The 18,886-nt window shown below is 67.1% G+C and carries 20 protein-coding genes and 1 riboswitch; of the genes, 10 read left to right on the top strand and 10 right to left on the bottom strand.

Annotated elements, in window-relative coordinates:
- Positions 1-21: 21 nt before the first annotated feature.
- From E6O51_RS06725 to E6O51_RS06705, 5 genes are all read right to left on the bottom strand, one after another.
- Positions 22-1,053 carry a lysylphosphatidylglycerol synthase transmembrane domain-containing protein gene (locus tag E6O51_RS06725; protein ID WP_136384200.1) on the bottom strand — a complete coding sequence of 344 codons (1,032 nt, stop codon included), beginning with the start codon at positions 1,051-1,053 and terminating at the stop codon, positions 22-24.
- Entirely contained in the window at positions 1,053-1,808 is a 756-nt protein-coding gene (locus E6O51_RS06720; RefSeq protein ID WP_136384199.1) for a TVP38/TMEM64 family protein, read from the bottom strand. Before E6O51_RS06720 ends, E6O51_RS06725 begins: the two co-directional genes overlap by 1 nt.
- A gap of 100 nt (positions 1,809-1,908) precedes the next feature.
- Entirely contained in the window at positions 1,909-2,853 is a 945-nt protein-coding gene (locus E6O51_RS06715; protein ID WP_136384198.1) for a sulfurtransferase, read from the bottom strand.
- Between the two features lie 35 nt (positions 2,854-2,888).
- Entirely contained in the window at positions 2,889-3,707 is an 819-nt protein-coding gene (locus tag E6O51_RS06710) for a transporter (protein WP_168735204.1), read from the bottom strand.
- 277 nt (positions 3,708-3,984) lie between these two features.
- On the bottom strand, positions 3,985-4,326 hold the full coding sequence (locus tag E6O51_RS06705) for an ArsR/SmtB family transcription factor (protein ID WP_136384196.1): 342 nt from the start codon (positions 4,324-4,326) through the stop codon (positions 3,985-3,987).
- Positions 4,327-4,575: 249 nt separating this feature from the next.
- Between E6O51_RS06705 and E6O51_RS22535 the strand changes: the two genes are divergently transcribed.
- The 6 genes from E6O51_RS22535 to E6O51_RS06675 all read left to right on the top strand — a co-directional run bounded on the left by E6O51_RS22535 (position 4,576) and on the right by E6O51_RS06675 (position 10,627).
- Positions 4,576-4,773, top strand: coding sequence for an ArsR/SmtB family transcription factor (locus tag E6O51_RS22535; RefSeq protein ID WP_456238944.1), 198 nt, complete (start codon positions 4,576-4,578; stop codon positions 4,771-4,773).
- Between the two features lie 145 nt (positions 4,774-4,918).
- Positions 4,919-5,365: an ArsI/CadI family heavy metal resistance metalloenzyme gene (locus E6O51_RS06695; protein WP_136384195.1), complete on the top strand. Its 447-nt coding sequence runs from the start codon at positions 4,919-4,921 to the stop codon at positions 5,363-5,365.
- Between the two features lie 115 nt (positions 5,366-5,480).
- On the top strand, positions 5,481-6,527 hold the full coding sequence (gene arsB, locus E6O51_RS06690; protein ID WP_136384326.1) for an ACR3 family arsenite efflux transporter: 1,047 nt from the start codon (positions 5,481-5,483) through the stop codon (positions 6,525-6,527).
- 147 nt (positions 6,528-6,674) lie between these two features.
- Positions 6,675-8,006 carry a phenylacetate--CoA ligase family protein gene (locus E6O51_RS06685; protein WP_136384194.1) on the top strand — a complete coding sequence of 444 codons (1,332 nt, stop codon included), beginning with the start codon at positions 6,675-6,677 and terminating at the stop codon, positions 8,004-8,006.
- Between the two features lie 124 nt (positions 8,007-8,130).
- Positions 8,131-8,715, top strand: coding sequence for a LemA family protein (locus E6O51_RS06680; RefSeq protein ID WP_136384193.1), 585 nt, complete (start codon positions 8,131-8,133; stop codon positions 8,713-8,715).
- 7 nt (positions 8,716-8,722) lie between these two features.
- Positions 8,723-10,627, top strand: a complete 1,905-nt coding sequence (locus E6O51_RS06675; protein ID WP_136384192.1) for a M48 family metallopeptidase — start codon at positions 8,723-8,725, stop codon at positions 10,625-10,627.
- Between the two features lie 4 nt (positions 10,628-10,631).
- On the opposite strand, the gene E6O51_RS21810 is transcribed toward E6O51_RS06675, so the two are convergent.
- The 3 genes from E6O51_RS21810 to E6O51_RS06665 form a co-directional block, all read right to left on the bottom strand.
- Entirely contained in the window at positions 10,632-10,979 is a 348-nt protein-coding gene (locus E6O51_RS21810; RefSeq protein ID WP_230976716.1) for a c-type cytochrome, read from the bottom strand.
- Positions 10,955-11,236: a c-type cytochrome gene (locus tag E6O51_RS06670; RefSeq protein ID WP_168735196.1), complete on the bottom strand. Its 282-nt coding sequence runs from the start codon at positions 11,234-11,236 to the stop codon at positions 10,955-10,957. Before E6O51_RS06670 ends, E6O51_RS21810 begins: the two co-directional genes overlap by 25 nt.
- A gap of 146 nt (positions 11,237-11,382) precedes the next feature.
- Positions 11,383-11,958: a TMEM165/GDT1 family protein gene (locus E6O51_RS06665; RefSeq protein WP_136384191.1), complete on the bottom strand. Its 576-nt coding sequence runs from the start codon at positions 11,956-11,958 to the stop codon at positions 11,383-11,385.
- Between the two features lie 63 nt (positions 11,959-12,021).
- A riboswitch (yybP-ykoY riboswitch) is annotated at positions 12,022-12,160 on the bottom strand.
- 113 nt (positions 12,161-12,273) lie between these two features.
- Here E6O51_RS06665 and E6O51_RS06660 point away from each other — a divergent pair.
- From E6O51_RS06660 to E6O51_RS06650, 3 genes are read left to right on the top strand one after another with little or no spacing between them, the layout of a single operon-like run.
- Complete coding sequence (locus E6O51_RS06660; protein WP_136384190.1) at positions 12,274-13,116, top strand: AAA family ATPase; 843 nt, start codon at positions 12,274-12,276, stop codon at positions 13,114-13,116.
- A 13-nt stretch (positions 13,117-13,129) separates the two neighbouring features.
- Positions 13,130-14,536, top strand: coding sequence for an EAL and HDOD domain-containing protein (locus tag E6O51_RS06655; protein WP_136384189.1), 1,407 nt, complete (start codon positions 13,130-13,132; stop codon positions 14,534-14,536).
- A 10-nt stretch (positions 14,537-14,546) separates the two neighbouring features.
- Entirely contained in the window at positions 14,547-15,725 is a 1,179-nt protein-coding gene (locus E6O51_RS06650; protein WP_136384188.1) for a vWA domain-containing protein, read from the top strand.
- 9 nt (positions 15,726-15,734) lie between these two features.
- On the opposite strand, the gene E6O51_RS06645 is transcribed toward E6O51_RS06650, so the two are convergent.
- Entirely contained in the window at positions 15,735-16,505 is a 771-nt protein-coding gene (locus tag E6O51_RS06645) for an oxygen-binding di-iron domain-containing protein (protein WP_136384187.1), read from the bottom strand.
- Positions 16,506-16,719: 214 nt separating this feature from the next.
- On the bottom strand, positions 16,720-17,226 hold the full coding sequence (locus E6O51_RS06640; RefSeq protein ID WP_136384186.1) for a MarR family winged helix-turn-helix transcriptional regulator: 507 nt from the start codon (positions 17,224-17,226) through the stop codon (positions 16,720-16,722).
- Between the two features lie 172 nt (positions 17,227-17,398).
- Between E6O51_RS06640 and E6O51_RS06635 the strand changes: the two genes are divergently transcribed.
- Positions 17,399-18,886 (top strand): chloride channel protein, encoded by a 1,488-nt coding sequence (locus E6O51_RS06635; protein WP_136384185.1) that lies wholly within the window; start codon positions 17,399-17,401, stop codon positions 18,884-18,886.

Here is an 18,886-nt window from a genome sequence, read left to right as displayed (position 1 = left end):
ATTTCTCCGGAATTGTATGACTCAGACGCGTTCATCGGCGGCCGTGCAAGCCGCCGATGCCCTGCGGCGCCTGCGGTTCAGTACGAAAAGCGGGGCGCCGGGAAGGCTGGAAATGCCGACGATGATGAAGAAGGCGAGCGATGCCACCACCGCGTCGACCTGACTGACGCCGACCTGAGCGAAGAAGTACCAGTAGGCCGCCTCCCGCACGCCGAGCCCGGAAAGGGAGATCGGCAGCATCGTGACGGTGAAGATCATCGGAGTGTAGATCACGCACTGGGCGAGAGTGACCGGGACGCCCATGGCCTCGAAGATGCAGGCATTGACCCCGGCAACGAAGATCTGGAACAGGATCGACAGCAGCATGATCCTGATGAAGAGGCGCGGATTCTTCAGCGTCGACCGCACCACCTGCACGGTATTCGTCACCGCATCGCGCAGACCGGCGAATCGCGGCGGCAACAACTTGCTCACGATCCCCTCGGCCACGCGCGGCACGAGGAACAGCCCGACGAGCACCAGATCGATCACCAGAAACGCCGCCACGAGCAGCAGCAGTTTCGGGCTGGTTTCCACGAACGGCAAACCGAGCAGCGCGGTGACGCCGAGGGCCACGCCGGCGATCAGCCGTTCGGTGACGACCGAACCCATCGCCTCCGGAACCTCTCCCGTATCCCTGGTCGTCTCCCAGGCCCTGACGGCATCGCCCCCCACCGTGGTGGGCAGCACGTTGTTGAAGAACAGCCCCACGAAGTAGTGATGCACCAGACGGCGATAGGGCAGCGGGTGGCCGCGCTCGCGCAGGATCAGTCCCCACTTCCACGCCGAAACGATGACGGCCGCGAAAACCGTCAGGAAGGCGAGGACCGTCCAGGTGGGATCGAAGCTGGCGAACCTGGCCGAGAAGTCCCCCAGATCCAGTTTCCCCATGACGATCGCGATGAGGGCGAGCGTTATCGCCAACCTCAGGGCGAAGCCTTTGCGGTCGGATGCCCTGTCGGCGGATTCGAATGCGGAGACGGTATCGATTTCCGCAGGAGCGTCGGTATTCATCAGGCCGCCCCGGTCTCTTCCCCGGCGGGCACGCACGCACAATTGCGGCCGTTGCGAATCCGCCTCACCACGACCGGCCCGATCGTCCAGCCCAGCACGAAGATGGCGGCGGTAATCGAGAACACCCAGAACAGGACCTGAACCGAACCGGTCAGGTTCTGGCCGAGATAGGAGTAGATCACGGTGGCCGGCAACTGGCCGATCCCGGTGGCGACCAGGAACTTCCAGAAGGAAACCGGGGTGAGGCCCGCGCCGTAGCTGATGATGTCGAAGGAAACGAAGGGCAGAAGCCGCGAAATGAGGATGGCCCGGTTGCCGTAGCGGGCGAAGAACACATCCGAGACTTCCAGGGCCCGGGTCCCGCCCACAAGGCGTTCCACGACCGGACGGCCCAGGGCGCGGGCGATCCAGAAGCACAGCGCCGCGCCGAGCATGGCACTCGACCACGACAGCACGGTGCCCCAGACCCAGCCGAACAGCAGGCCATTGGTGAAGGTGACCACGAAGGCCGGCAGCGGCGCGATGACGGACTGGAAGACCATCAGCAGCGACGATACGGCAGGCGCCCAGTACCCGAAACCGAGCAGGTAGTCACGGAATGCCTGGATGGCCTCCTGGGGTTCCCTGACCGACAGAATCCCGATCACGACCTGGACGGCTTCACGCACCTGGGAAATCGAGAAATAGGCTGCCACGGCCAGCACGATGGCACCGAGCGTGATGTAGGTGCTTTTTCGCGAAACATTGATCTTCATCTCTGCATCCTTCTGCGGAAAAACCCGAAGCGGCCAGCGATGGCTCGCACGGCCGCTTCGTCCAAGGGGGGCGCCGGAGTGCTCCGGCGCCGCTGGCGCATCAGTTCTTGACCAGCGGATACTCGGCGGCCGGCTGGGCAGACCACTCCCACATCGAACCCGCATAGTTGCGGACGTTGTAGCCCAGATCGTTCAGGACCGTCGTGAACCAGCCGGAGCGGATCCCGCCGGTGCAGTACGCCACCACTTCGCTGTCCCGGGTGATGCCCTTGGAGGCCAGAACCTTTTCGATCTCGGCACGCGGCAGGAGTTTTCCGTCCTTGCCGATGAAGTCCTTGTACCAGAGCCCCTTGGCACCCGGCACGTGGCCGCCCCGGCTTTCGCCGTAAGGCGTCTTGCCCTCGTACTCGCGAGGCTCGCGCACGTCGAGCACGACCAGATTCTTGTTGGAAAGGCTCTGCTTCAACTCTTCCTTCCTGATTTCCCACTTGCTGGTCGGCGCGACGACAAAGTCGCCCGGCGTCTTCGGCGGCTGAATGTTCAGCGGACCTTCCTTCTGCACCGCCGCCAGCCCGCCGTCCACCACCACGACCTTGTCGTGGCCCCAGGTACGCAGAGCCCAGGTGATGCGGCCATCCTCGCCCCAACCGTTCACCGGGTCAGCCAGCACGACGATCGGACGATCCTTTGAAACCCCGAGTGCCTGCAGTTTCTTGTTCACCACATTCGGGTCGCTGAGCAGACGGCCCTTGGTCGGAAGATCGGGTTCCGCCAGATCCTGCCAGATCACGGAGGAAGCATTGGCGATCTTCGATTTCTTCTTGAGGTCGTCACCCCGGGCATCGATCACCAGCGCACCTTGCTGAATCAATTCGTAGGCGGCCCGACCGGAGACGACCCAGTCACGTTCGTAATCGATTGCGGCCGCGCTGACCGCGACTTCCCTCGCCAGGGCTTCCGGGGCGGTAACCGGAATGAAGCCTGCGGAGGACAGCGCCAGAGAGAAAAGCAGGATATTTGCGAGTTTGCGAGAAGCGAGTTTCATGGTGGTCCCTCGATGATTCGTTGAATGGCTGGAGATCAGAAGACGTGGAGGTAGCGCAACTGGACGCCCGAGAACTTCGGCCCGCTCTCCGTCGACGTGTCCGTGCGGTACTGGATCAGGAAGTTGTCGGCACCGGTTGCCCAATACCCCAGGCTCGCAATCGCGGTGGTCGTCCTGGTCCGATCGTTGCTGTCGACACCGCGCACCTCGGTTTCGCCGCCGGTGTATCGATAGGCGCCGACGGAGGCTTCGAGGCCGGGAAGAACCGCGTAGGTCAAATGGGTCTGCAGCGAGTAGAGGGGCTTCTGCTTCAGACTCCCTCCGCCGGGAATGTCGTCGTTCTTGCCGAAGAACTGGACGTCGCCCACCAGGTCCCAGGACAGTTTCTCGGTCAATCCGGTCGTGAAACCGGGCTGCAGCACGAAGGTGTAGCGATTCGCACCCGGATTGATCGTGGAATGCCGGTGATACTTGCCCCACGGCACCTGGAGGCGCGGCGTGACGGCAAAGTAGGTCCGCGTTTCCGGCTTGCTGTAGAGCCACACCGGGAAGACGAAGGTCGGGTCACCGATACCCGAACCGTGGGAATCCTCGCCGCCCGGGGGCGAGACTCTGAGATGGTTTACGGGAACGACGATCTTGGTCCCTACGACATAGCCGGCCACATCGTGAAACTTCACGTAGGTAGCGACCCCGTAGTTGAGATCGATGGAATTGCTGCCGGCCCGATGCCCCCTCGCATACTGCCTGTCGGAATCCCAGTCGCCGTAATAGAGCCCCAGTACGCTGACACCCGGCTTCGGTGCGACGTAATCGAGCGGATCGGTGTCGATGGCGAATGCGGGCGTTTGCACGCACGCTGCCGCAACAAGGATCTGGGTCGAGATTTTTTGTTTGACGTGAACCAAAGTGCCCCCTAATGCACAAGTAATATCTTGACCGGCATGCCGAAGCCCGGTGCGCGCGGCGAGGTGCCACTCTAGGGGGTGCCTCCGGGGCGAAGAACGATTTTTTTCAGATAACCTTATTCGTATGTATGCGTATATGTGCATATATGCACATAAAGCCCCTCTTGCCGGGCTGGTACGAAGCAGGAGCGCCCCGTTGCGTCAGGGGGCGTGCTGGTGAGGCTTACGCCTTGGAGTTACGGATTTGAAGCAATCGCCTGCAGCTCGCGATCTCGCATTCGAGCCCGGCCGGAGGAATGGTGCGGACCGCCGCCAGAAGGGCATCGACGAAGGGCCCGCCCTGCCGGTTCAACGTGTAGAAGACACGCTTTCCCTCGCGGGTGGCCTTGACCAGCTTCCCCTTCTTCAGTTGCGACAACTGGCGTGAGGCGTTGTAGTGGGAAACGCCCAGAACGTCCATTGCTTCGGCAACGCAGATCCGCTCGTCGATGTGAGCCAGCAACCAGAACACCCGAAGCCGTTGAGGATCGGCAAGCGCCTTCAATGACTCTACGTAGTCGTCCATCGCAATCCCAGCGTGCTCATGAGTCTCCAGTTCCTTGCATGCCGTGCGGCCGGGAGAAGTGTTCATCGGCGGCGACCGCAGGGGTCTTATGGTAGCCCACCGTCGGCTACGGTCTCGAAGACTTTCGCCTCGACCTTGCCGAGGAGGTCAGGATGAGCCCGGGCCGTGCCGACGGGGAACCGCGGACGATGGCATCGGATTTCCCCTGCCGCTTGCTTAATAATTCGATATCTGTTGAACTATCGAACCATGAACGAAACCCAAGCCATCTCCGCCCTCGGCGCCCTGGCGCACACCCAGCGCCTGCGCGTGTTCCGCGCCCTGGTCGTCGCCGGCCCCCACGGGCTCACGCCCAGCGTGCTCGCCGACCGGCTCGGCGTGGCCCGCAACACCTTGTCCTTCCATCTGAAGGAACTGGCCCATGCCGGGCTCGTCACCGTGGAGTAGCAGGGCCGCAACCTGATCTACCGTGCCGACTTCGCCCAAATGAACGGCCTGCTCGGCTACCTGACCGAGCACTGCTGCGAGGGCAGTGCCTGCGAGGTCACCGACTCCCCTCGCGCCTGCACGTCCTGCTGAAAGGAGCTCCCCCATGAAACGTTTCCACGTACACCTCCATGTGGACGACCTGAACCGCAACATCGACTTCTATTCCCGCCTGTTCGCGGTGCAACCGGCGCGCGTGGAGGCCGACTACGCGAAGTGGATGCTCGAAGACCCGCCGGTCAACTTCGCCATCTCCACGCGCGGCAGCCAGCCGGGCATCGACCACCTGGGCATCCAGACCGACGACGCCGGAGACCTGGCCACCCTGAAGGCCCATGCGCAGGGCGCCGCCCTGACGCTGCTCGACGAAGGCACGACGACCTGCTGCTACGCGCGCAGCGAAAAGCACTGGATCACCGATCCGCAGGGCGTCGCCTGGGAGCATTTCCACACCCTGGAGAGCATCCCCGTGTTCAACGAGGCGGTCCAGCCCGCGACGGGGATGGCGGCATGCTGTCCGCCGCCGGCGAAGCCCGCTTCTTCCTGCTGCTGAGGAACCACGCTCCATGACGAACGAATGCGACAACGCGGCGGGCGAGGTCTGGCCGGGCCGGCCGGTGACTGCGCGGACTGAAGCGATCGATACCGTACCCCCGGCAAGCCCGTCCATGAGCGTTTTCGAGCGCTATCTGACCGTCTGGGTGCTGCTGTGCATCGTCGCCGGCATCGCCCTGGGCCAGTTTGCACCGGAGGTGTTCCAGGCCGTCGGCCGCATGGAGGTGGCGCGGGTCAACCTGCCGGTGGGGCTGCTGATCTGGGTGATGATCATCCCGATGCTGCTCAAGGTGGACTTCGGCGCCCTGGGCCAGGTGCGGCGACACTGGAAGGGCATCGCCGTGACCCTGTTCGTCAACTGGGCGGTGAAGCCGTTCTCCATGGCCCTGCTCGCCTGGCTGTTCATCCGCCACGTCTTCGCCCCCTGGCTGCCGGCCGGCCAGCTCGACAGCTACGTGGCCGGGCTGATCCTGCTCGCCGCCGCGCCGTGCACGGCCATGGTGTTCGTGTGGAGCCGGCTGACCGGCGGCGACCCCGTGTTCACGCTGTCGCAGGTGGCGCTGAACGACACCATCATGGTGTTCGCCTTCGCGCCCATCGTGGGCCTGCTGCTCGGCCTGTCGGCCATCACGGTGCCGTGGGACACGCTGCTGACTTCGGTGGCGCTCTACATCGTCATCCCGGTCGTCATCGCGCAGGGGTGGCGCCGCTCCCTGCTGCGCCGCGGACAGGCCGCGTTCGACCGCGCACTGGCGCGCATCGGCCTGCTGTCCATCGCGGCGCTGCTCTTGACGCTGGTGCTGCTGTTCGCCTTCCAGGGCCAGGCCATCCTGCGGCAGCCGCTGGTGATCGCCGTGCTGGCGGTGCCCATCCTGGTCCAGGTGTTCTTCAATTCCGGCCTGGCCTACTGGCTCAACCGCCGCGTCGGCGAGCGGCACGACATCGCCTGCCCGTCGGCGCTGATCGGCGCGAGCAATTTCTTCGAGCTGGCCGTGGCGGCCGCCATCAGCCTGTTCGGCTTCGAATCCGGCGCGGCGCTCGCCACCGTGGTCGGCGTGCTGATCGAGGTGCCGGTCATGCTGCTGGTGGTGCGCGTGGTCAACCGCTCCCGCACCTGGTACGAACTGGGCCGGGGCGGCGCGTGCAGGAATCCGGCCTGAGCGGCATCCCGGTCTGCGGCCCACCGTGCAACATGCCGGCGCCTTCGCACTTTCCCTGCAAACCTTCGCATGTTTTCTTCCAACCCCGGGCGAAACGCGCGTGATACATAGTCCTGCTTTCCGACCGCCACGCCACGGATTGCCCCGATGAGCCAAGACCGCCAGTACTGGGACGAGAAACTCGAAACCCAGTCCCGCGCCGAGTGGGATGCCCTCAAGCTCGGCCTGCTGCAAACCCACCTGCACCACGCCTACGCCAATTCGCCGTACTACCGCACCAGCTTCGACGCCGCCGGGGTGCATCCCGACCAGTTGAAGACCCTGGACGACCTGCGCCGCTTCCCCACCATCGACAAGAAGATCCTGCGCGAACGCCAGGAGGCCGCGCCGCTCCTCGGCGACCTGGCCGCGGTGCCCGAACGCGAGGTGGTGTACGTCTCCGCCTCGTCCGGCTCCACCGGCGTACCCACCGTGTCCCCCTTCACGCAGCAGGACTTCGACGACTGGATCGACTACGAGGCGCGCCAGTTCTGGTCCTCCGGCCTGCGCCCGCACGACCGCTACGCCCATTCGCTGAACTTCTCGCTCTTCATCGGCGGCCCCTGCGTGCTCGGCGCGCAGAAACTGGGCGCGCTGACCATCCACGCCGGCACCGTGCCCTCCGAACGGCTCCTCGCCATCCTCAAGCAGTTCCAGGCCACCGCCATCTGGACCACGCCGTCCTATGCCTGGTACCTGGGCGAAACCGCGCAGAAGGAAGGCATCGACCCGAAGACCGAACTGGCGGTGAGGCGCATCTTCGTGGCCGGCGAACCCGGCGGGTCGATTCCCGAAACCCGCGCGCGCATCGAGGCGCTGTGGGGCGCGGAGGTGTACGACTACTACGGCCTGTCGGACATCTTCGGCTCCTGCGCCGGCATGTGCGAGCAGAAGAACGGCCTGCACTGGGCCGAGGACCACATCCTGGTGGAAGTCATCGACCCGGAGACCGGCGAACACGTGCCCTACGGCGGGCGCGGCGAGATGGTGCTGACCACGCTCAAAAAACGCGCCCGCCCGCTGATCCGCTTCCGCACCGGCGACATCGTCAGCTTCACCGACGAGCCCTGCGCCTGCGGGCGCACCAGCCAGCGCCTGCTGGGCGTGCACGGGCGCCGCGACGACATGCTGATCATCCGCGGGGTGAACATCTTCCCCAGCGACGTGGAAGCCATCGTGCGCAAGGACCACGACTTCAGCGGCGAATACCGCCTGGTGGTGGACCGCGTCGACCACCTCGACCGCCTCACCATCGAGGCCGAGCACGACGCCACCTTCCGCGGCAATTCCACCGAGCTGGCGGAACGCCTGAAGGACAAGGTCAAGGCGCTCACCGGCGTGGGCGCCCACGTGGTCATCCTCGACCCCGACACCCTGCCCCGCGCCACCCACAAGGCCAAGCGCGTGGAGGACCGGCGCGGGCAGGTGTGGACGCGCTAGGCTGACACGCCCCGCGCCGGCGGAAATCCGGCGCGGGGCCTCGGCGGGCATGCCGCTGCGCTGCCCGCTGCAACGATTCCAAGGTAGCATGCGGGTCTCGTCCACTTCATCGGAGACCCGCGCCATGACCACCTGGATCGTTCTCGGCATCCTCGCCGTACTGATCGGCTACCTCGTCGTCATCTACAACGGCCTGGTCACGCTGCGCAACCGGGTCAAGAACGCCTTCGCCCAGATCGACGTGCAGTTGCAGCGCCGCTACGACCTGATCCCCAACCTGGTGGAGACCGCCAAGGGCTACATGCAGCACGAGCGCGAGACGCTGGAAGCCGTCATCCAGGCGCGCAACCAGGCTCAGGCCGCCGCCCGCCGCGCCGAGGGCGATCCCGCCGACCCGGCCGCGATCCAGGCCCTGGTGGGCGCCGAGAACGTGCTCGGCGGCACCCTGGGGCGCTTCTTTGCCCTGGCCGAGGCCTACCCGGACCTGAAGGCCAACCAGAACATGATGCAGTTGCAGGAAGAACTGGCCTCCACCGAGAACCGCATCGCCTTCTCCCGCCAGGCCTACAACGACGCCGCGACCGCCTACAACATCAAGCGCGAGCAGTTCCCCGACGTGCTGGTGGCCAACAATTTCGGCTTCAAGGCCGCCGAACAGTGGGCACTGGACGACACCGCCGCCCGCCAGCCGGTCAAGGTGAGCTTCTAAACGCACGATGGATTTCTTCGCCGCCCAGGATCACGCCCGGCGCACCACGCGGCTGCTGGTGGGCTGGTTCGCCGCCGCGGTGGTGGCCATCGTGCTGGTGGTGTATGTCGCGCTCGCCCTCGTGCTCGGCCTGGGCGGGGGCGACGCGCCCGGCGCCCCGCCTCCCTCCCTGTGGCAGCCCGACCTGCTGCTCGCCACCGCGGTGGTGGTCGGCGGCTTCATCCTCCTCGGTTCCCTGTACAAGATCGTCGCCCTGGCGGGCGGCGGCGGCGCGGCGGTGGCCGAGGCCCTGGGCGGCCGCCTGGTGCCGCGCGACAGCCGGGACCCGCTGGAGCGCCGGCTGATCAACGTGGTGGACGAGATGGCCATCGCCGCCGGCCTGCCCGCGCCGCCGGTCTACATCCTCGACGCGGAACAGGGCATCAACGCCTTCGCAGCCGGTGCGCGTACCACCGAAGGCGTGGTGGCGGTGACCCGCGGCACGCTGGAAAGGCTCTCCCGCGACGAACTGCAGGGCGTGATCGCCCACGAATTCAGCCACGTCCTCAACGGCGACATGCGCCTGAACCTGCGCCTGATGGGCGTGCTGCACGGCATCCTGCTGCTCACCCTCATCGGCCGCATCCTGCTGCGCGGCGCGCGCGGCTCGGACAAGAACGCGGCGCCGGTGCTGCTGATGGGCCTGGTGCTGGTGGTGGTGGGCTACATCGGCGTGCTGTTCGGCAAGATCATCAAGGCCGCGGTGTCGCGCCAGCGGGAATTCCTCGCCGATGCCGCGGCGGTGCAATTCACGCGCAACCCGGTGGGGCTGGCGGGCGCCCTGAAGCGCATCGCCGGCTACGGTTCGGAGCTCGGCCACCCCCGCGCCGAGGAAGCCAGCCACATGTTCTTCGGCAGCGGGCTGGCACTCTCGCGCGTGTTCGCCACCCATCCGCCCATCGAGGAGCGCATCCGCCGCATCGACCCTTCCTTCAGACCGGACGAAGCGCGCGCGATGCCACCCCCGCCCGCGCCGGAGGAAGAGGCCGCGGATGCCCTGGGCGGACTCGGCGACGAACTCAGCGTCGGTCTCGCCGGCAGGGTGGCCCTCGACCCGAACGAACTGGCCGCCGCCGTCGGCACCGTGCGCCCCGAGCACGTGGACTACGCCCAACACCTGCTCGCCACCCTGCCGCCCGGGTTGCACGACGCGGCGCACCGCCCCGGCGGCGCCCAGGCGGTGGCGTTCGCGCTGCTGCTGTCCCCCGACGGGGAAACCGCGGATCGCCAGCTCGACACGGTGCGCGCCGCCCACGGCGACGCCATCGCCACGCAGGCCGCCGAACTGCGCGGCACCGTGCGCACGGCCGGCAGGGCCTTGCGCCTGCCGCTGCTGGACCTGGCGCTGCCCGCGTTGCGGGAGCTGTCGGACGAGGCACGGCAGGCGGTGCTCGCCACCGTGGACGCGCTGGTGCGCGCCGATGGCCGCGTGTCCCTGTTCGAATACGCCGTGCAGCGCCTGCTGCAGCGCGCGCTGCAGCCGCGCCCGCGCCTGTCCGCCGTGCTGCTGACGCCCCACCGCCTGCGCCAGGATTGCGGGCTGCTGTTCAGCATGCTGGCGCGCGCCGGACACGTGCTGGAGACCGAGGTCGAGGCCGCCTTCACCCACGCCGGCCGCTTTGCCCCGCTGGACGGCCCCTATCCGCTGCTGGACCGCGCCGCCATCCGCCCGGAGTCCATCGACGCGGCGCTCGACCGCCTCGCCGCCAGCACGCCGCCTTTCCGCCGGCGCCTGGTGGAGGCCTGCGCCGCCGCGGTGATCTGGGACGGACGGGTGACCCCGGCGGAATTCGAACTGCTGCGCACCGTGGGCGAGGCCCTCGACTGTCCGCTGCCGCCGCTGCCCCCGGCGGCCGTGGCTGGCCCGCTCTGAACGCTCAGCGCTTCACGTGGAGGCCCTGCCGGCTCGCGAACCAGGCGGCGAGTTCGCGCAGTTCCCGGCGCGACAGCTTCTCCACCTGTGCGGCCATGATGGGGTTCTTGCGCGCACCCGTCTGGTAGGCGCGCACGGCCTGGTACAGGTAGTCCTCGTGCTGACCGGCGATGCGCGGGAATTCGGGCGTCGGGCTGTTGCCGTCTACGCCGTGGCAGACCGCGCACACCGCGGACGTCTCCCCGGCACCTGCCGGGTCGCCGGCGGCCTGCGCCGGCAGTTGCGCGGTGCCGTAGTAGGCGGCGAGGTCCGCCATGTCCTGCTCGCTCAGGCTCTCGGCGATGCCGCGCATGGTGGGATGGCTGCGCTCACCGTTCCGGTAGGCCTGCAGCACACGCACACGATGTACTCGGGGTGCTGCCCGCCGAGCTTGGGCACCGGATAGACGTCCGGAAAGCTCGTGCGGTAGCCGGGAATGCCGTGGCAGCCGATGCACATGGATATCTTGCCGCGCGCCGCTTCGGCGTCACCGCGCACCGGGGCGTCGGCCTGGACTGCGGCACTGGCGAGGACCAGCAGGCTCGCGAGGATGTGGCTCCGTCCCTGCATGGCGTCTCCTCCGTCGGGGTCGGAAGGCAGGCGCTGAGGGATGGCGCCTGTCGGGGGCACGCGGCTCGTTCGTCCGCGCACTTTTTTCGGCCGATTCTATGCCCGCTGGCGCATGAGGAAAACGATTTCCCTGTCGGGACAAACCCTTACGAACTCCCCTCAAGCCCCCAGCCGACCAGCGCGGCGATGCCCAGCGCCAGGAAGACGACCGCCGCCACGCCATGCACCAGGCGCACCGGCATGCGCTCGGCCAGCCGCCCGCCCACCAGCACCGCGGGCACGTTGGCGATCATCATGCCCAGCGTGGTACCGAGCACGACCGCGGCGAAGGCGCCGTACTGGGCCGCCAGCGCCACCGTGGCGATCTGCGTCTTGTCCCCCATCTCGGCGAGGAAGAAGGCCGCCAGCGTGGTGCCGAACACGCCGAAGCGCAGCGTACAGGGCTCCCCCTCGTCCAGCTTGTCCGGCACCATGATCCACGCCGCCATGGCGATGAAGGACAGGCCGAGAATCCAGCGCAGCACGTCCGGCCCCAGCACACCGGTGATCCAGGTGCCGACCGCAGCGGCGAAGGCGTGATTGGCCAGGGTGGCGGCGAGGATGCCCCACACGATGGGCCACGGTTTCTGATAGCGTGCGGCCAGCACGAAGGACAGCAACTGGGTCTTGTCGCCGATTTCGGCGAGCGCGACGATGCCGGTGGAGACGAGAAAGGCTTCCATGAAGGGGGTGCTCCGGGCCGGCGCAAGAAAACCCATGACCGCGCCGCACCCCGGCCCTGCTCGGAGCGGCACGGTCAAAGGTCTCGCCAGGCCCGCAGGCGCGACCCGCGCCTGCCACTGCCTGCACCATGCCCTGACGGACAAGTCTGTTGATGCAGGCCCCGGTCGCAGTGCCGGGCGGCTACTCCCCGATGACGGGGGCGGATTCTACTCGAAGCGCGCCGCCGCAGGCAATCCGAACCGGCACTCGCCATGAAGCGGTAATGTGTTCATCATGCGCCTATAATCCACGGACCCCCACGGAGGACGACAACGATGCGTTTCGAAGGAACCGAGGAATACGTCGCCACCCCCGACCTGATGCTGGCGGTCAATGCCGCCATCACACTGCAGCGCCCGCTGCTGATCAAGGGCGAGCCGGGCACCGGCAAGACCATGCTGGCCGAACAGGTGGCCCAGGCGCTGGGTCTCCCGCTGCTGCAGTGGCACATCAAGTCCACCACCAAGGCCCAGCAGGGCCTCTACGAATACGACGCCGTCTCGCGCCTGCGCGACTCGCAACTGGGCGACGACCGGGTGCGGGACATCGCCAACTACATCGTCAAGGGCGTGCTGTGGCAGGCCTTCGAATCCGACACGCCCACCGTGGTGCTGATCGACGAGATCGACAAGGCCGACATCGAATTCCCCAACGACCTGCTGCGCGAACTCGACCGCATGGAGTTCCACGTGTACGAGACGCGCCAGACCGTGCGCGCCCGCCACCGTCCGCTGGTGTTCATCACCTCCAACAACGAGAAGGAACTGCCCGACGCCTTCCTGCGCCGCTGCTTCTTCCACTACATCAAGTTCCCCGACCGGGACACCATGCGCGCCATCGTGGACGTGCATTTCCCCGGCCTGAAGAAGAAGCTGCTGGGCGAGGCGCTGGAGGTGTTCTTCGGCCTGCGGGACATCCCCGGGCTGAAGAAGAAGCCCTCCACCTCGGAACTGCTCGACTGGCTCAAGCTCCTGATGGCCGAGGACATCCCGCCCGAGGCCCTGAGGAGCCAGGACGACAAGGAGATCGTGCCACCCCTGGCCGGCGCCCTGCTGAAGAACGAGCAGGACCTGCACCTCTTCGAGCGCCTGGTGTACATGGCGCGGCATAACCGCTGAGGATACGGCAACCATGTTCACCACCCTGCTCGGCCGCCACAGGCCGTCCGCCCACCCCGGCAAGAAAATCGGTGCCGCCGCTACCGGCTTCGCTATGCCCGACCGCCGCGCACCGCGCACTGCGCCGCGCGACACGTCCACCCACCTGCCGCTCATGGATGCCGCCCTGCGCCCGGTCACCGAGGCGACACCGGAAACCCATCTGTGCCGCGAAACCATCCTCTCCCGCGACCAGCACATCGCCGCCTACCAGTTCATGCTGCGCGAAGGCACACGCAACCGCATCCGTTCGAGCGGCCTCCACATACGCCACGCCTATACCGAACTGCTGGTCCGCAACGTCGCCCAGATCGCCGCCGGCCAACTGCCCGGCCAACGGCTGGTTTTTGTCGCAGTTCCCGACAGTTTCCTCGGCCACCCCAGCCTGGAACTGCTGCCCCGGGACAGGACGGTACTGACGCTGGAACACGCCGGCGATACCGAACCCGCCTTTGCGGCCGCCGTGCCGGAACATCTCACCCGGCTGCGCCAGGCCGGCATTCGCATCGCACTGCCGGCACCGGAAAGCGAACCGGCCTTCGCGGCGCTGCAGGATCTGGCCGACGTCATCGTGCTCGACGCCGGCGAACTCGACGCCGAAAGCGGTTTGCGGCTGGCCGACCGCATCCGCGCCGAAGCCCCGCAAGCCGCGCTGCTGGTGCGCAACCTGGCCGGTCCAGAGGATTTCCGCTTCCTCCATGCCCTGGGGGCGAGCTATTTCCAGGGCTCCTTCATCACCCGGCGCGAGAACTGGAGCGACCGGGAACTGCCGCCCAACGCCGCCCGTCTGGCGGACCTGATCGCTCGCCTGCGCAACGATGGCGACACCAGTGAGATCACCGCCCTGATCAAGCAGGACGCCGCACTCACGGTGCGCCTGCTGCGCTACATCAACTCGGCCGCCAACGGCCTGCCAAACCCGGTCTCATCGATCGAGCACGCCTTCATGCTGCTCGGCCGCGGCGCGCTGCAGCGCTGGCTGACCATGCTCCTGTGCAGTTCCGGCAGTGGCCGCGGGCGCGTACCGGCAGTGCTGGAAACCGCACTCGCGCGGGCGCGCATGATGGAGCAACTGGCCGAACGGAAGAACCCCGCGGTGCGGGAAGCGCTGTTCCTCACCGGCCTGCTGTCCCTGATCGACATCATCCTGCAGGTATCGCTGGAACGCGCCATGACCTCCCTGGCCGTCGATCCGGCGATTCAAGCGGCCGTCCTGCGCGGCGAAGGCCCCTACGCCGCAGCGCTGGAACTGGCCCTCGCCTGCGAGTCCGACGATGCCCTGCGCATCCGGCAGGCCGCCGGACGTTGCGCACTGAGCCCCGAACGCGCCACGTCGCTGCATTTCGAGGCGCTGGCCTGGGCCTGGGCGGTGCAGAACTGAGGCCGCAGCCGTGCTGATCGACTTCTTCCTGCATCTCAAGGACCGCAAGCTGCCGGTGTCCACGCGGGAATACCTGACCCTGCTGGAAGGCCTGCGCGCGCGGGTATGCGGGCACGACATGGAAGCCTTCTACCACTTCGCGCGCGCCTGCCTGGTCAAGGACGAAACCCTCTACGACCGCTTCGATCAGGCCTTCGGCGAGTACTTCAGGGGCGTCACCGAAATCCCCGGCCTGGACGTGGACCTGCCCGAGGAATGGCTGCTCGCGATGGTGAAGAAGCATCTCACGCCGGAAGAGCAGGCGCGCCTGGAAAAGCTCGGCTGGGACAGGCTGATGGAGGAATTTCGCAAGCGCCTCGAAGAGCAGAAAGGGCGGCATGCCGGCGGCAGCAAGTGGATAGGCACCGGCGGCAGTTCGCCCTTCGGCAACAACGGCACGCATCCGGAAGGCATCCGCGTGGGCGGGGAATCGGCCGGCAACCGCAGCGCGGTCAAGGTGTGGGACCGGCGCGAGTTCCGCAACCTGGACGACGGCGTGGAACTGGGCACGCGCAACATCAAGGTGGCCCTGCGCCGGCTGCGGCGCTTCGCCCGCGAAGGCGCGGCGGAGGAACTGGACCTGGACGGCACCATCGCCGCCACCGCGAAGAATGCCGGCTGGCTGGACCTGCTGATGCGCCCCGAGCGCCACAATGCGGTCAAGGTGCTGCTGTTCCTGGACGTGGGCGGCTCCATGGACGACCACGTGAAGGTGTGCGAGGAACTCTTCTCCGCCTGCCGCAGCGAATTCAAGCACCTGGAGTACTACTACTTCCACAACTGCGTGTACGAGAGCGTGTGGCGCGACAGCACGCGGCGGCACGCCGAGCGCACCGCGCTCACCGACGTGATCCACCGCTACGGGCCTGACTACAAGCTGGTCTTCGTCGGCGACGCCACCATGAGCCCGTACGAGATACTGCACCAGCACGGTTCCATCGAGCACATGAACGCCGAACCCGGCGCGGCCTGGCTGCGGCGCCTGCTCGACGCCTATCCGGCCGCCGCCTGGCTCAACCCCGAACCCGAGCGGCTGTGGCCCTACCGCAAGTCCATCGACATCATCCGCCAGCTCACCGGGGAACGCATGTACCCGCTCACCCTGGCCGGACTGGAACGCGCCATCGCCCAGCTCAGCCGCCGGCACTGAAGCCGCCGCTCAGGGCACGCGGTAGTTCTTCTCCGACATCAGGTCGACGCCGCACTGCAGCCTCTCGACCCAGTCGATGAAGCGGTTCACCATCTCCTTGCCGACGAAGCGCGCGCCGTGCTGCGGCACGATCATCTCGATGTCCATGTTGCGCACCATGTGCGCCCACAGGCGGCAGGCCTTGTTGGACACCATGTAGCGGCGGTGGAAGCCTTCCATCAGCGGAACGTGGCGCTCGAAATCCTGCACCGGCTCCGAGGCATGGCCGTGGTCTACCAGCGAAGCGCCCAGGTCGCCGGAGAACAGGATGCGCGAGACCGGATCGTAGAACTGGAAATTGCCTTCCGAATGCAGGAAGTGGCCGGGCACCGCCTTGATCTTGCAGCCGCCCAGCGGAATCAGCATGCCCTCGTCGGGGATGCCGATGGTGCGCGCCGAGTAGTCGCGCCCGGTGGTGAAGTGCGGCAGGAAGCGTGTCCACAGCTTGGAGATCAGCACCCGCGCGTTGGTGGTGACCATCCACTTGTTCAGCGAGGCGATGATGTCCGGGTCCGCGTGGGAGGCCAGGATGTAGTCCAGGTTGCGGATCGGGAAGTAGCGCTGCATCCCCATCAGCAGGCCGTTGTAGGTCATGTTGCCGCCCGGGTCGATCAGGGCGCCGTGCTCGCCGTCGACCACCAGGAACTGGTTGGACTGCACCGCGAAGTCGGCCTCTTCGTGCACCAGGTCGTAGAACGCCAGACAGGCATGCTTGCCGTCGTTGTAGAGTTCGACTGCCATCTCTCTGTTCTGCCCGTGGAATAAGGGAATCCGCCGGAAGGCGGGAAGCCGCGTAACTCTACCGGAGCCATCCGCAGGCCGTGTCGACGACTCCGCACGGACTTGATCTCGATCAAATATCCGATCAAAAAAAGAAGCGGCCCGCAGGCCGCTTTCAAACTGCTGTCCGCACAAGTGCGAAACGTCTGCCGGCTGCCCGCCGGCGGGGTATTGCCTATTCGGTGAAGGGCAAGGGCTGCATGCCGAAGCCTTCATCCATGTTCTTGATCTCCAGCAGCAGTCCGTCGAGTTCGCTCTGCAGGCGCTGCAGCGACTCCCCATCCAGCTTGCGCAGCGCCTCCGGCAATATGCCGCGGGCCGGCGACGGCGCCCGTGCGAGCATCGCGCTGCCGCCGTCGGTGAGGAACAGCCGCACCACCCGCTGATCCGTGCTGGTGCGCTCCTTGCGGATGTAGTCGGCGGTTTCCAGCCGGTCCACCATGTTCGACGCCGTCGACTGGTGCAGCGCCATGCGGTTGGCGAGTTCGCCGACCCGCAGGCCGGGCGCTTCGGCCAGTTCCTGCATGGCCCACAACTGGGCGCCGGTCACCCCGCTCTGGCGCTCGATCCACTGGGAGTGCCGCTGCGCCGTGCGGATCAGCACCCGGAAACGCTGCAGCACCGACAAGGGCGTCACGCCGGACTTGGAAGGACTCTTTTTCGACGAAGACTGTGTGGGCATTGGGAAAACCGCTCCGGACTATATTTGCTCGAATTGTGATTGTCAAAATTAACATTGCCGAGGCAATGGCGTATTGTATGGCCGCGTGGCAACGGGCGGCTCGCACTGTCTGCGCCACGCAACGCCTGGGCCCTTGTCCAGCCCCCGAGACATAACGACAATCCGCTTCCCCATGGAGCCTCCCCCACCCCTGCCGGATCGTGACACCCCGCTGCAGCGGGCGTCCGACCGGACCATCCGCCGCCTCGCGCGCGGCGGCCGCCGCTACGCCCTGCCCTGGCTGTCGATCCGGCGCTGGACCATCCGCCTGAAGTTCGTCGGTGCCGCCCTGCTGGCCGGGCTGATCGCCATCCTGTTCGCCATCGGCGCGGAACTGGCCATCGGCACCCACGCGGGCGTCATGGCCGAACATCCCTGGCTGTCCCTGCTGGTCGCCCCGGCGGGCTTCGCGGCCATGGCCTGGGTATCCCGCACCTGGTTCCCCGGCGCGCAGGGCAGCGGCATTCCGCAGACCATCGCGGCCATCGCCAGCGAGGACGGCGGAGTGCGCAGGAAGCTGCTGTCCATGCGCCTGGCGGTCGCCAAGGTGTTCCTGACCCTGGGCGGCCTGCTCTCCGGCGCCTCCATCGGCCGCGAAGGGCCGTCGGTGCAGATCGGCGCTTCGGTGATGAGCCTGATCGCCGGCAAGAAGACGCGCCGCATCGCCAACAGCCGCGACCTGATGATCGCCGGCGGCGGCGCCGGCGTGGCGGCGGCCTTCAACACGCCGCTGGGCGGCATCATGTTCGCCATCGAGGAGCTGTGCCGCTTCCACCCCTTTCGTGCCAACAGCACCACGCTGCTCGCGGTGATCTTCGCCGGTCTGATGTCGCTCGCGGTGCTGGGCAACTACACCTACTTCGGCCGCACGCCGGCCGCCATCGGCTGGCCCGACAGCGTCTGGCCCATCCTGCTGTGCGGCGCCATCGGCGGCCTGCTCGGGGGCGGCTTCTCCCGCCTGCTGGTCGCGTCGAGCCGGGGCCTGCCCGGCCGCCTGGGCGAGCTATCGGCCAACCGGCCGGTGGCCTTCGCCGCCCTGTGCGGCCTGGGCACGGCGCTGATCGGGCTGGCGACCGGCGGACTGACCTACGGCACGGGCTACGCCGAATCCAAGGCCGCGCTCGAAGGCGCCGCGCAGTTGCCGATCTACTTCCTCCTCGCCAAGATGGCGGTGATCTGGTTCGCCTTCCTGTCGCGCATCCCCGGCGGTGTGTTCGCCCCCGCGCTGGCGGTGGGCGCCGGCCTGGGCAGCAACATCGGCCTGCTGATGCCGCCGGAGTACGGTTCGGCCATCCTGGTGCTGGGCATGGTGGGCTTTCTCGCCGGCATGATGCAGGCGCCCATCACCTCCTTCGTGATCGTCATGGAAATGACCGCCAACCACCAGATGCTGCTGCCGCTGATGGCCACCGCCGTGGTCGCCCATGCCTTCGCCAAGACCGTGGCGCAGACGCCGCTCTACCACGCGCTGGCCTTCCCCACGCTACGCAAGGTGGAGGCCGAAGTGCGCGGCCGCCACGCGCCGGCAGCCGAACCGGAAATACCGGCGGCCGAGTCTTCCCCTCCGGCCGAGGCGCGGCCGCATGCCGCGCCTTCCGCCGGTCCGGAAGGGAAGAACTGA

The organism is Pseudothauera rhizosphaerae, assembly GCF_004801305.1.
Classification (GTDB): domain Bacteria; phylum Pseudomonadota; class Gammaproteobacteria; order Burkholderiales; family Rhodocyclaceae; genus Pseudothauera; species Pseudothauera rhizosphaerae.
Note: the sequence above shows the minus strand (reverse complement) of the source record. Positions and strands in the feature narration are given on the sequence as shown.

Excerpts from the sequence above, each read along its gene's own strand:
- E6O51_RS06645 (WP_136384187.1), bottom strand. The coding sequence starts at position 16,505 with ATGGCAGTCGAACTCTACAACGACGGCAAGCATGCCTGTCTGGCGTTC.
- E6O51_RS06705 (WP_136384196.1), bottom strand. The coding sequence starts at position 4,326 with ATGGACGACTACGTAGAGTCATTGAAGGCGCTTGCCGATCCTCAACGG.
- E6O51_RS22535 (WP_456238944.1), top strand. The coding sequence starts at position 4,576 with ATGAACGAAACCCAAGCCATCTCCGCCCTCGGCGCCCTGGCGCACACC.
- E6O51_RS06715 (WP_136384198.1), bottom strand. The coding sequence starts at position 2,853 with ATGAAACTCGCTTCTCGCAAACTCGCAAATATCCTGCTTTTCTCTCTG.
- E6O51_RS06670 (WP_168735196.1), bottom strand. The coding sequence starts at position 11,236 with ATGCAGGGACGGAGCCACATCCTCGCGAGCCTGCTGGTCCTCGCCAGT.
- E6O51_RS06640 (WP_136384186.1), bottom strand. The coding sequence starts at position 17,226 with ATGCCCACACAGTCTTCGTCGAAAAAGAGTCCTTCCAAGTCCGGCGTG.
- E6O51_RS06725 (WP_136384200.1), bottom strand. The coding sequence starts at position 1,053 with ATGAATACCGACGCTCCTGCGGAAATCGATACCGTCTCCGCATTCGAA.
- E6O51_RS06635 (WP_136384185.1), top strand. The coding sequence starts at position 17,399 with ATGGAGCCTCCCCCACCCCTGCCGGATCGTGACACCCCGCTGCAGCGG.
- E6O51_RS06680 (WP_136384193.1), top strand. The coding sequence starts at position 8,131 with ATGACCACCTGGATCGTTCTCGGCATCCTCGCCGTACTGATCGGCTAC.
- E6O51_RS06695 (WP_136384195.1), top strand. The coding sequence starts at position 4,919 with ATGAAACGTTTCCACGTACACCTCCATGTGGACGACCTGAACCGCAAC.
- arsB (WP_136384326.1), top strand. The coding sequence starts at position 5,481 with ATGAGCGTTTTCGAGCGCTATCTGACCGTCTGGGTGCTGCTGTGCATC.
- E6O51_RS06685 (WP_136384194.1), top strand. The coding sequence starts at position 6,675 with ATGAGCCAAGACCGCCAGTACTGGGACGAGAAACTCGAAACCCAGTCC.
- E6O51_RS06675 (WP_136384192.1), top strand. The coding sequence starts at position 8,723 with ATGGATTTCTTCGCCGCCCAGGATCACGCCCGGCGCACCACGCGGCTG.
- E6O51_RS06665 (WP_136384191.1), bottom strand. The coding sequence starts at position 11,958 with ATGGAAGCCTTTCTCGTCTCCACCGGCATCGTCGCGCTCGCCGAAATC.
- E6O51_RS06660 (WP_136384190.1), top strand. The coding sequence starts at position 12,274 with ATGCGTTTCGAAGGAACCGAGGAATACGTCGCCACCCCCGACCTGATG.
- E6O51_RS21810 (WP_230976716.1), bottom strand. The coding sequence starts at position 10,979 with ATGCGCGGCATCGCCGAGAGCCTGAGCGAGCAGGACATGGCGGACCTC.
- E6O51_RS06655 (WP_136384189.1), top strand. The coding sequence starts at position 13,130 with ATGTTCACCACCCTGCTCGGCCGCCACAGGCCGTCCGCCCACCCCGGC.
- E6O51_RS06720 (WP_136384199.1), bottom strand. The coding sequence starts at position 1,808 with ATGAAGATCAATGTTTCGCGAAAAAGCACCTACATCACGCTCGGTGCC.